Here is an 11,018-nt window from a genome sequence, read left to right on the forward strand (position 1 = left end):
CAAGCTGAGCCGCTCGGTCGACGTGCCGGCAGCCGCCGACTCGAAGTTCTGGATGTGGAACAACTCCCGTCCCGGTGCCACGGGGGCACCGGGGCGGGCGGTACAGGCCCTCTGGGCCGCCGCGACCGTCGCGTTGGTCGCCGTCGGCACGGTCCGGGCCGCCGGCTGGCTCTTCGCCCTCTGCCTGCTCGCGGCGGCGGTGACCGGGGCTCTCGCGGTGACCGGTGGGCGAAGCCCGCTCGGCATGCTGGTCGCCGTGACGCTGCCGCCCGCCGCGACGGTACGGGCGCTCCCATGGGCGGCACGCGGAGTACGCGACACCCGCCCGGCAGGGTCCGGGGTCGGCTTCGGACGAATCCTCACCAGCCTGGCCGTCTCCGCCGTCCTGCTGACGCTGTTCGGGCTGCTCTTCTCCTCCGCCGACGCGGTCTTCGCCGAACTGGTCACCGGCCTGCTGCCCGACATCTCGCTACCCGGCGTGATCGGCTGGACGTTCCGCCTGGTGGTGATCGGCGGCGGTCTGCTCGGCGGCGCGTACCTGATCAGCCGCCCACCCGACCTGGAGGGCCTGCGACCGAGGCCGTCACGACCGGTCCACCGACTGGAGTGGACCCTCCCGCTGGTGTTGCTCGACGCCCTGTTCGCCGCGTTCGTGCTGGTCCAGCTGACGGTGTTGTTCGGCGGCGCGGGGCACGTGCTGCGTACGGCCGGGCTCACCTACGCCGAGTACGCCCGTGGCGGGTTCTGGCAACTGCTCGCCGTCACCGCGCTCACCCTGCTGGTGATCGCGGTCGCCGCCCGCCGGGCGTCGCAGGCCACCCGCGCGGACCGGCTGCTGGTCCGCGTACTGCTCGGCACGCTCACCGCGCTCAGTCTGGTGATCGTCGCCTCGGCGCTCTACCGGATGCAGGTCTACGCCGACGCGTACGGGGCGACCCGGCTGCGGCTTGTCGTGGCGACCATGGAGCTGTGGCTCGGGCTGCTCTTCCTCCTGGTGGGGGTCGCCGTGGTGCGGCTGCGGGCCGAGTGGCTGCCCCGGTTGGTGATCGGCACGGCGGTGCTGGCGCTGCTCGGGTTGGCGCTCGTCAATCCCGACCGGCTGATCGCCGACCGGAACGTCGACAGGTACCTGGAGACCGGCCGGTTGGACGTCGGGTACGTGTCCGGGTTGTCCGCCGATGCGGTACCCGCGTTGGCCCGACTGCCCGATCCGATGCGCATCTGCGCACTGACGCAGATCGCCGCCGAGCAGCCCCGGGACGGCCTCTGGGCGACGAACCTCGGCCGGCTGCGGGCCCGAGCGGAACTCGACACGATTCCGCTGAACGGCACCCTGACCTACTGCCTCGAACTGGGACGCTGGTGAGTGTGAGCGCTTGACAATCGCGTACGGCGGGCGAGACTGCCGGGGTGGCCAAGCAACTCCCCGACGTGGGGTCGAGCGGTGCGGTGCCGCCGCCCCGGCGGTCCCGGATCGTGCTTGCCGAGATCACCAGGCAGGACACCCGCGCCGAGCGAACCCGCGCCGAGCTGGCCCAGCAGACCCAGGTCGGCGAGGCGCTGGTCCGCGGCCTGGTCCGGGCCCAGCTCGCGCTGGCGCTGCGGCTGTCCCTGGTGGTGGCCATCGGGTTGGGCGGGCTGCCCTGGCTGTTCGCGATCGCGCCCTCGCTCGGCCGGACCACTGTCGCCGGCGTCAACCTGCCGTGGCTGCTGCTCGGGGTGGCCTCCTTTCCGTTCCTGATCGCCGTGGGCTGGGCGTACGTGCGGCTGGCCGAGCGCAACGAGCAGGACTTCACCGACCTGGTGCAACGGCCGGAGCGCTGAGTGGGCAACGACTTCGTGGTCCCGGCCATCGTCGCGGTCACCCTGGTCACCGTCGGGATCGGCTTCTACGGGCTGCGGTTGGCCCGGACCACGTCCGACTTCCTGGTGGCGTCCAGGGCGATCAGTCCGACCTGGAACGCCGCCGCCATCGGCGGGGAGTACCTGTCGGCGGCGAGCTTCCTCGGCATCGCGGGGCTGGTCCTCAAGTACGGCGTGGACGTGCTCTGGTACCCGGTCGGGTTCGCCGCCGGGTACCTGGCCCTGCTGCTCTTCGTGGCCGCGCCGTTGCGCCGCTCCGGTGCGTTCACCCTGCCCGACTTCTGCGAGTTGCGGCTGGGCTCGCGTCGACTCCGCATCCTGGCCACCGCCTTCGTGATCTTCATCGGATGGCTGTACCTGGTGCCGCAGCTCCAGGGCGCCGGGCTGACCCTGGCCACGGTGGCCGGCTCCCCGTACCCTCTCGGAGCCCTGCTGGTGGCGGCCGTGGTCACCGCGAACGTGGCGCTGGGCGGCATGCGCGCGATCACCTTCGTGCAGGCGTTCCAGTACTGGCTCAAGCTGACCGCTCTCGCCGTACCGGTGATCTTTCTGGCCCTGCAGTGGCAGGCCGACGGCCGCCCGGCGGTGACCCCGCCCGACGGGCCGACGTTCCGGGCCGCGACCACCGTCGTGGTCGAGCACCGCGCGGCCCTCACCCTGCCCAACGGTGACATCCGGGAGGTACGCCCCGGCGACGAGTTGACCTTCGCCGCCGGTGATCCGGTGCCGAACGTCTCCGGGGTGGCCACCGATGCCAACGACTGGCTGCTGCCCAGCGCCGCCGGTGACGACGACCGGGGCCTGTTCGCCACGTACTCGCTGATCCTGGCCACCTTCCTGGGCACCATGGGCCTGCCGCACGTGCTGGTGCGCTTCTACACCAATCCGGACGGCGCGGCGGCCCGTCGGACCACCCTGGTCGTGCTGGCGTTGGTCGGCGCGTTCTACCTGCTGCCCACTCTCTACGGGGTCCTCGGCCGGATCTACACCCCACAGTTGCTGCTCAGCGGCCAGACCGACGCGGTGGTGGTGCTGCTACCCGAGGCCGCCCTGGGTGACGGCCTGGCCGGGCGGCTGCTCGCCGCGCTGGTCGCCGCGGGCGCGTTCGCGGCGTTCCTCTCCACCTCGTCCGGCCTGCTGACCAGCGTCGCCGGGGTGATCTCGACGGACGTGCTCGGTCGGGGATCGGTACGCGGGTTCCGGCTGGCCACCGTCATCGCCGGTGGTGTGCCAGCGTTGCTGGCGTTGCACGTTTCCGGGCTGGACGTCTCGCAGGTCGTCGGGCTGGCCTTCGCGGTCGCCGCGTCGAGCTTCTGCCCGCTGCTGGTGCTCGGCATCTGGTGGCGCGGGCTGACCGACGTGGGCGCCACCGCCGGCGTGGTGGCCGGCGGCGGCGCGGCGATCGGCGCGGTGCTGGTCACCGTGCTCGGCCCACCGCTGTCCGGCTGGCCGGCCACGCTCATCGCCCAGCCGGCCGCCTGGACGGTGCCACTGGCCTTCACCGTGATGGTCGCCGTGTCGATGGCGACCCGCCGCCGGGCACCGGCCGACGTAGCCGCCACCATGCTCCGCCTGCACACTCCGGAAGCCCTCCGCATGTAGGCGCGAGTCCGGCGCCGGCCCGGTCTCGCGCCAAAGCCAGCGCCGATCTTGCAGTTTCGGTGGTGGATACGAGTGTTTATGCACCTTGTGTCGGTGCAGAAAGTGCAAGATCGCGTCGCGGTCCGCCTCGGGGATGATCGCGGGTCCGTCTGTCGCTGGAGGGCGGAACTGGTGATCGGCGGATAACGTCGGCGCATGACTGTTGAGCACCCCGCGCTCGCACTGCGTGGCCTGGCCAAGCGGTTCGACGGCACGATCGCGGTGGCCGGCGTCGACCTGGACGTCCCCGCCGGCTCCTTCTACGGCCTGCTCGGCCCGAACGGCGCCGGCAAGACGACCACGCTGTCGATGGCTGTCGGGCTGTTGCGACCGGACGCCGGCTCTGCCTGGGTGCTCGGGCACGACGTCTGGCAGGACCCGGTCACCGCCAAGCGGCTGCTCGGCGTGATGCCCGACGGGGTCCGGTTGTTCGACCGGCTGACCGGGGCGGAGCTGCTGGCGTACAACGGGTTGTTGCGGGGAATGGACCCGGCGGTGGTCGACCAGCGGGCCGCCGAACTGCTGGACGTGCTGGCGCTCGGCGACGCCGGTCGCACGCTGGTGGTGGACTACTCGGCGGGCATGAAGAAGAAGATCGGCCTGGCCTGCGCGCTGCTGCACGGCCCTCGGGTGCTGGTGTTGGACGAGCCGTTCGAGGCTGTCGACCCGGTGTCCGCGGCGCTGATCCGGGACATCCTCACCCGGTACGCGACCGGCGGCGGCACCGTGGTGTTCTCCAGTCACGTCATGGAGGTCGTCGAGCGGTTGTGCTCGCACGTGGCGATCCTCGCCCAGGGCGTCATCAAGCGGGTCGGGACCATCGACGAGGTCCGCGGCGGTCGCTCGTTGGAGCAGGTCTTCGTCGAGGTGGTCGGCGGGCGCACCGCTACCGGCGAGGAGCTGTCGTGGCTCTCCCAGTGAGTGCGGACGCCACCCCCGCCGCGCCGCCACGGTCGGTCTCCGCTCGACACTTCGTACGGCTCAAGCTGCGGGTGATGGGCAACAACTTCCGGGGCCAGGGCTGGCGGATCGCCCTGTTCATCGGCGGCGCGTTGCTCGGGCTCTGGTTCGCGGCCAGCGGGTTCTTCCTCTTCGCCGCGCCGGGCCTGGCCGGCAACGGCCGGTACGCGGTGCTGGTCGCGGCGGCCGGCGGCGGGCTGCTGGTGCTCGGTTGGCTGCTCCTGCCACTTGTCTTCTTCGGCGTGGACGAGACACTCGATCCGGCCCGGTTCGCGCTGCTGCCACTGCCCCGGCGCACGTTGGTGACCGGCCTGTTCGCGGCGGCTCTGGTCAGCGTGCCGGTGCTTGCGGTGCTCCTCGCGACGTCCGGGCTGGTGCTGACCGCCTGGTCGTTGGGTGGCTGGTCGGCGGGGTTGGTCGCCGCCGTGGGTGTGCTCGCCGGGCTGCTGCTCTGTGTTGCGGCGAGCCGTGCGGTGACCAGCGCCTTCGCCACCATGCTGCGGTCCCGACGGGTCCGCGACCTGGCAGCCGTGCTGCTGGCGGTGACGGCGGCGCTGCTCGGCCCTCTGCAGGTCATCGGCCTCGCCGCGCTACGGGAGGCGGACTGGAGCCGGTTGAGCGGTGTGGCGACCGTGATCGGTTGGACGCCGTTGGGCGCTCCGTGGACGCTCGGCATCGACGTGGCCCAGGGGCGTGCGTGGGCGGCACCGATCAAGTTGCTGATCACTGTGGTGGCGCTCGGCGGCCTGCTGGCCTGGTGGTCCCGGTCGCTCGAGTCGGCGATGGTGGGCGCGGCGAGCGGCGGTAAGGCACCGGTTCGGCGCGGGGTCGCGGGTGGCGCGGTCGCCCAACTGTTCCCCCGGGCCGCTGGCTGGGCCCGCCGGGACCGGTTCGGTGCCCTGGTCGCCCGGGAGGCCCGTTACTGGTGGCGGGACGCGCGCCGCCGCGCCAACCTGATCTCGATCGCGGTGGTCGGCATCTTCGTGCCCGTCTTCGTCAACGTCACCGGCGGCGACTTCGCTGCCATGGACAGCGGGGGGTTGACGGCGGCTGCCAACGACAGCTCACCGGTCGTGGTCACCATTTCCATGGTTCTCGTGGGTGTGCTGGCCGCCGCCACCCTGGCCAACCAGTTCGGTTTCGACGGCAGCGCGTACGCCGCGAACGTTGTGGCCGGCGTGCCCGGCCGGGTCGAGCTGCGGGCGAGGATGACGGCCTTCTCGCTGTACGTGCTGCCGATGCTGGCGTTCGTGTCGGTGGTGCTGTCGGTGCTGCTCAGTCGACCCGGGTGGATCGGGCTCACCTTCGGCAGCCTGGTCGCCACCTACGGCGTCGGGCTGGCGGTGAACAGCCTGGTCTCGGTGCTCGGGGCGTACTCACTGCCGGAGACCAGCAACCCGTTCGCGATGAACAGCGGCGCGGGCCTCACGAAGGGGCTGCTCACCCTGCTGAGCATGCTCGCCTCGGCGGTCGCCGCGGTGCCGATGGTGGTGGCCGCCGCGCTGCTCGGTGACGCGTGGCTCTGGCTGGCCCTGCCGGTCGGCGCCGCGTACGGGCTGGGCGCGGCGCTGCTGGGCGCGTACCTGGCCGGCGACGTGCTGGACCGCCGCCAGCCGGAACTGCTGGCAACTGTCACGCCGCGCCGTTAACCGACGCGGCGGCCAGCCGCCTGGCCAGCGTCGGCGAGAAACCCACGCCAGGCGGCCGGAGCGAAGGTGAGGACCGGGCCGGAGCGATCCTTGCTGTCCCGGACCAGCACGACACCGGGCAGGTTGTCCGCGACCTCAACGCAGTTGCCGCCGGAGTCAGTCGACCGAGCGGAGGTGCGCCATCGTCCCCCGGCCGGGGCGGCCCTCGTCGACGGGAGGAGATCAGCCATGTTCGGGTTCATCCGGGGCAGGAACGGGGCGCTGTGGTCGTACCGGAAAGGAAGGTGGCCGCGTCGGCGGCCGTGCCGGGCGCGACCGGATCGGAGCGGTCGGCAGGCCCGCCGAACCGACCAGCCGCGTGGGCTGACGGGCAGACGGTGGCCCTGCCGCGACCCGGCCGGGCCGGTTGGCTGACCCCGGCGCAGACCTGGCGGGCGAACGGCGGCCGCTGGTGAACCCCGCAGCCCAGCAGCCGGATCGGGCCTCCGACCAGGCAGGCGACCGGACGACGCACCGCACCAGGGATCGGTTCTCACCGCGAGCGTGATGTCCCTGAGGCATCAATATGACTCACAGACATCACGGTCGTTCGGGCATTGCCCTCCGCCGAGCGGACCGCGCCGCGGCCGGGCGACCCCACCGCCCGGGACGGCCGGAGAGCCGAGGTGAGCCGGCCGCACCTGCCGATGCGGCGCGCCGACCTGCACGAGTACTTCCCTGGTTGGGCGAGGGCCCGGGGCGGCACAATGTTTCACGTGAATCATGAGCCGGGTGCCGAGATCCACCACACCGATCCGTTCGCGGTGCCGACCGGGCAACGGTCGCCGGTACGCCGGCTGCGTGGTCGCCTCGCCGCACCGGTGACCCTCTGGACGGCGCCCGGTCCGGCCGGGCTGACCGTCTCGTCCACCCTGGTGGCCGAGGGGGAACCCGACCGGCTGCTCGGGCTGATCGACCCGGAGTCCGACCTCTGGGCGTCGGCCGAGGAGTCGGGTCGGTTCGCTGTCACGCCGCTCGGCCCGCCACACCGGCAGCTCGCCGACCGGTTCGCCGGCCTCTTCCCCGCCCCGGGCGGGCTGTTCGCCACCGGCGCGTGGAACGAGACACCGTACGGGCCGGTTCCGGCGGACGCCGGCGGCTGGGCCGGGTGCCGGCTGGACACCGCCCGGGAGTACGGCTGGGGCCTGCTGGTCGAGGCCACCATCGAGGCTGTCGACCTGACCGGGGAGGCCACCCCGCTGCTGCACTACCGGGGTCGCTACCACGAGCTGCCGATCTGAGCGGACGCCTCACCACGAGGCGACCGATCACCGCAGTGACCTGAGTCACTTGGCGCAGCCAGCCAACCGCTCGGCGCACTCGCCGACCGGCGTCGATCTCAGCCTTCCCTGCCGGGGAGTGCGCTCTCTACGGTGCGCGAAACTCCTCTGACGCCTGTGAAGGTGGTGATCCACAGATGTCCACGGACACACCCGCTCCGGCCGCTTCCCAGTCGGACAAGTACCTGGCCGTACAACGGTCGGACGAGTTCGCCGGGCTGCGGCGTGCGCTGCGCGGCTTCGTCTTCCCGATGACCGTCGCGTTCTTCCTGTGGTATGCGCTCTACGTCATTCTCTCCGCGTACGCCCGGGACTTCATGGGCACGAAGCTGTTCGGCAGCAACATCAACGTCGCACTGGTCTTCGGCCTGCTCCAGTTCGTCTCCACGTTCGTGATCGCCTGGCTCTACTCCCGGTACGCGGACCGGAAGATCGACCCCATCGCGGACCGGATCCGCGCCGAGATCGGGGAGGTGACCCGTGAAGACGGTTCACGCGGTTGAGTCGTTCCTCGCGGCTGAAGCGGGCGATCACACCGCCCGCAACCTGACCATCACGCTCTTCCTGGTCTTCGTGGCAGTGACCCTGGGCATCACCATCTGGGCCAGCCGGCAGACCAAGACGGCTACCGACTTCTACGCGGGCGGCCGGTCCTTCTCCGGTTTCCAGAACGGCATGGCGATCGGCGGCGACTACATGTCGGCCGCTTCGTTCCTCGGCATCGCCGGCATCATCGCGTTGTACGGCTACGACGGCTTCCTCTACTCGATCGGCTTCCTGGTCGCCTGGCTGGTGGCCCTGCTGCTGGTCGCGGAGCTGCTGCGCAACTCGGGCCGGTACACGATGGCGGACGTGCTGGCCTTCCGGATGCGTCAGCGTCCGGTGCGTACCGCGGCTGCGGTCTCCACCATCACGGTGTCGATCTTCTACCTGCTCGCGCAGATGGTGGGCGCCGGCGCGCTGGTCGCGCTGCTGCTCGGCATCCGGCCGGGGACGACCTTCCTCGGCATGGACGCCGCCACCGCCAAGGTGGCCACCATCATCATGGTTGGCACCCTGATGATCATCTATGTGACCGTGGGTGGCATGAAGGGCACCACCTACGTGCAGATCGTCAAGGCGTTCCTGCTCATGGGCGGCGCGCTGTTGATGACCATCCTGGTGCTGGCGAAGTTCAACTTCAACCTGTCGGAGCTGCTCGGCCAGGCGGCCGCCGCATCCGGCAAGGGCAGCGCGTTCCTCGAACCCGGCCTCCGGTACGGCGTCGAGGTCGCCGGCAACTCGACGCAGACGTTCTACAACAAGGTCGACCTGCTGTCCCTGGGCATCGCCCTGGTGCTCGGCACCGCCGGTCTGCCGCACATCCTGATCCGCTTCTACACGGTGCCGACCGCGAAGGCTGCCCGTAAGAGCGTGCTCTGGGCGATCGGCATCATCGGCACCTTCTACCTGCTCACCCTGGCCCTCGGCTTCGGTGCGGCGGCGCTGGTCGGCAGCCAGGCGATCACGGCACAGGACAAGGCCGGCAACACCGCCGCGCCGCAGTTGGCCGAAGCGCTCGGCATCGACTTCTTCGGCGGCGAACTGGGCGGGGCAGCTCTGCTGGCGATCATCGCGGCGGTCGCCTTCGCCACCATCCTCGCGGTGGTCGCCGGGTTGACGCTGGCCTCGTCGTCCAGCCTGGCGCACGACTTCTACGCGAACGTGCTGAAGAAGGGTGAGGCGTCGGAGCGGCAGGAGGTGCGGGTCGCCCGGATCTCCGCCCTGGGGATCGGCGCGGTGTCGATCGCCCTGTCGATCTACGCGCAGAACCTCAACGTGGCGTTCCTGGTGGCGCTGGCCTTCGCGGTCGCCGCCTCGGGCAACCTGCCGGCGATCCTCTACAGCCTGTTCTGGCGGCGGTTCAACACCTCCGGCGCGGTGTGGTCGATCTACGGCGGCCTGCTCTCGGCCGTGCTGCTGGTGTTCTTCTCGCCGGTGGTCTCCGGCGCGGCGACCTCGATGTTCCCGGACCACGACTGGCAGTGGTTCCCGCTGTCCAACCCGGGCATCCTCTCCATCCCGTTCGGTTTCCTCTGCGGGTGGATCGGCACTGTCATCTCCAAGGAGCACGACGAGGACAAGTACGCGGAGCTGGAGGTGCGCGCCCTCACCGGCGCAGGCGCCCACTGATCACGGCACCTGTCGAGGGGTCCCCTGTTGACGTCCCACGTCAACAGGGGACCCCTTCGGCGATTTCGGCGGTCGGTAGGCTGAGCCGCATGAAGGTTGCTGAGCGCTTTGGTTCCGATCACCGCGTCCTCGTCACCGGCGGAGCTGGCTTCGTCCCGTCACACCTGGTGGACGCCCTGATCGCCCGAGGCTGCACGGTGGTGGCGCTGGACAACTTCGTGACCGGCTCCAAGGAGAACGTCGCCCACCTGCTGGACCAGCCGACCTTCACCCTCGTCGAAGCGGACATCTCCGACGGTCTGCCGACCCACCACCCGGCGCTGGCCGAGCGGTTCGACGCGATCCTGCACATGGCCTCTCCGGCCAGCCCCACCGACTTCGCCCAACTGCCGGTGGAGATCCTCCGGGTCGGCTCGGTCGGCACCCTGCACCTGCTGGAGCGCGCGGTCGCCGACGGTGCCCGGTTCCTGATGGCCTCCACCTCCGAGGCGTACGGAGACCCGAAGGAGCACCCGCAGCGGGAGACCTACTGGGGCAACGTCAACCCGATCGGGGTCCGCAGCGTCTACGACGAGGCCAAGCGCTTCTCCGAGGCCGCGACGATGGCGTACCACCGCTACCGCGGGCTCGACGCGGCGATCGTCCGGATCTTCAACACGTACGGCCCGCGGATGCGCCCGGACGACGGCCGCGCCATCCCCACCTTCATCTCCCAGGCGCTGCGCGGCGAGCCGATCACCGTGCACGGCACCGGCAACCAGACCCGGTCGATCTGCTTCGTCGAGGATCTGGTGCGCGGCATCCTGCTGCTGCTCGACTCGACCGAGACGGGCCCGGTCAACTGCGGCACCGAGCACGAGCTGACCATGCGGCAACTCGCCGAGTTGATCGTGTCGCTCTCCGACAGCACCTCGAAGGTGACCTATGTCACCCGCAGCTCGGATGACCCGGAGATGCGCCGCCCGGATCTGACGCTCGCTCGCGAACTGCTCGGATACGAGCCGTCGGTCGCGCCCGAAGATGGCCTGCGACGCACGATCGAGTACTTCCGGTCGCGGCTAGGGTAACCGGATCTCCGCGTACCGCCTGCCGCTGAGTGTCGCCTGAAGGCGGCAGTGGCTCCCGCTACGTACCCTGATTTACATGTCCGCGACCTCGTCTGCCGGCGTCCCGCATCCGTACCTGCACCGCAGCGCCGGGCGCGCATCGGTGCCCGGCCCCGATCGGGGCGCCTCCGGGCGTGCCCGTCCGACCGAGGCTCGCTTCTACCCGTCGTACGACGAGGAACAGCCCCGGCCCGGCGGCCCGGCGGGGCCGACCGGGCCTGGCGGCCCGGGTGCGTCCATCTCGGAGCCATCGAGCGATGCCACTGCGACGAGCGGCGTCGGCACTGCACCGCTCACTCGTCAGCATC

At 71.0% G+C, this 11,018-nt stretch carries 10 protein-coding genes and 1 pseudogene; 10 read left to right on the forward strand and 1 reads right to left on the reverse strand.

The annotated features are described in order from the left end of the window. From ABZ749_RS18640 to ABZ749_RS18660, 5 genes are all read left to right on the forward strand, one after another. The coding region (locus ABZ749_RS18640; RefSeq protein WP_357229325.1) for a DUF4173 domain-containing protein at positions 1-1,366 on the forward strand (1,366 nt) is incomplete at its 5' end. A 44-nt stretch (positions 1,367-1,410) separates the two neighbouring features. Next, on the forward strand, positions 1,411-1,824 hold the full coding sequence (locus tag ABZ749_RS18645; RefSeq protein WP_328651696.1) for a hypothetical protein: 414 nt from the start codon (positions 1,411-1,413) through the stop codon (positions 1,822-1,824). Further along, positions 1,825-3,465 (forward strand): cation acetate symporter, encoded by a 1,641-nt coding sequence (locus ABZ749_RS18650; protein WP_357229328.1) that lies wholly within the window; start codon positions 1,825-1,827, stop codon positions 3,463-3,465. A gap of 195 nt (positions 3,466-3,660) precedes the next feature. Continuing rightward, positions 3,661-4,425: an ABC transporter ATP-binding protein gene (locus ABZ749_RS18655; protein WP_357229331.1), complete on the forward strand. Its 765-nt coding sequence runs from the start codon at positions 3,661-3,663 to the stop codon at positions 4,423-4,425. Then, a complete protein-coding gene (locus ABZ749_RS18660) occupies positions 4,422-6,113 on the forward strand; it encodes an ABC transporter permease (protein WP_357229342.1) in 1,692 nt (563 codons plus the stop codon). Before ABZ749_RS18655 ends, ABZ749_RS18660 begins: the two co-directional genes overlap by 4 nt. Here the strand turns inward: ABZ749_RS18660 and ABZ749_RS18665 are convergent. Next, positions 6,110-6,343 carry a DUF397 domain-containing protein gene (locus tag ABZ749_RS18665; RefSeq protein WP_357229333.1) on the reverse strand — a complete coding sequence of 78 codons (234 nt, stop codon included), beginning with the start codon at positions 6,341-6,343 and terminating at the stop codon, positions 6,110-6,112. The genes ABZ749_RS18660 and ABZ749_RS18665 overlap by 4 nt on opposite strands. Positions 6,344-6,799: 456 nt before the next feature. On the opposite strand from ABZ749_RS18665, the gene ABZ749_RS18670 reads away from it, so the two are divergent. The 5 genes and pseudogenes from ABZ749_RS18670 to ABZ749_RS18690 form a co-directional block, all read left to right on the forward strand. Next, positions 6,800-7,393 (forward strand): flavin reductase family protein, encoded by a 594-nt coding sequence (locus tag ABZ749_RS18670; protein WP_357229346.1) that lies wholly within the window; start codon positions 6,800-6,802, stop codon positions 7,391-7,393. Positions 7,394-7,569: 176 nt separating this feature from the next. Continuing rightward, positions 7,570-7,935 (forward strand): DUF485 domain-containing protein, encoded by a 366-nt coding sequence (locus ABZ749_RS18675; RefSeq protein WP_355004471.1) that lies wholly within the window; start codon positions 7,570-7,572, stop codon positions 7,933-7,935. Beyond that, positions 7,913-9,604 (forward strand): cation acetate symporter, encoded by a 1,692-nt coding sequence (locus ABZ749_RS18680; RefSeq protein ID WP_357229336.1) that lies wholly within the window; start codon positions 7,913-7,915, stop codon positions 9,602-9,604. Before ABZ749_RS18675 ends, ABZ749_RS18680 begins: the two co-directional genes overlap by 23 nt. Positions 9,605-9,693: 89 nt before the next feature. Continuing rightward, on the forward strand, positions 9,694-10,671 hold the full coding sequence (locus ABZ749_RS18685; protein WP_357229340.1) for an NAD-dependent epimerase/dehydratase family protein: 978 nt from the start codon (positions 9,694-9,696) through the stop codon (positions 10,669-10,671). 76 nt (positions 10,672-10,747) lie between these two features. Next, positions 10,748-11,018, forward strand: a pseudogene (locus tag ABZ749_RS18690) (hypothetical protein); the annotation flags it as partial.

Origin of the sequence: Micromonospora sp. NPDC047753 (assembly GCF_040642735.1) — a bacterium.
GTDB lineage: Bacteria > Actinomycetota > Actinomycetes > Mycobacteriales > Micromonosporaceae > Micromonospora.

Bases quoted from the DNA above. Each gene is read 5' to 3' on its own strand.
- ABZ749_RS18655 (WP_357229331.1), top strand. From the start codon at position 3,661: ATGACTGTTGAGCACCCCGCGCTCGCACTGCGTGGCCTGGCCAAGCGG.
- ABZ749_RS18665 (WP_357229333.1), bottom strand. From the start codon at position 6,343: ATGGCTGATCTCCTCCCGTCGACGAGGGCCGCCCCGGCCGGGGGACGA.
- ABZ749_RS18670 (WP_357229346.1), top strand. From the start codon at position 6,800: ATGCGGCGCGCCGACCTGCACGAGTACTTCCCTGGTTGGGCGAGGGCC.
- ABZ749_RS18675 (WP_355004471.1), top strand. From the start codon at position 7,570: ATGTCCACGGACACACCCGCTCCGGCCGCTTCCCAGTCGGACAAGTAC.
- ABZ749_RS18685 (WP_357229340.1), top strand. From the start codon at position 9,694: ATGAAGGTTGCTGAGCGCTTTGGTTCCGATCACCGCGTCCTCGTCACC.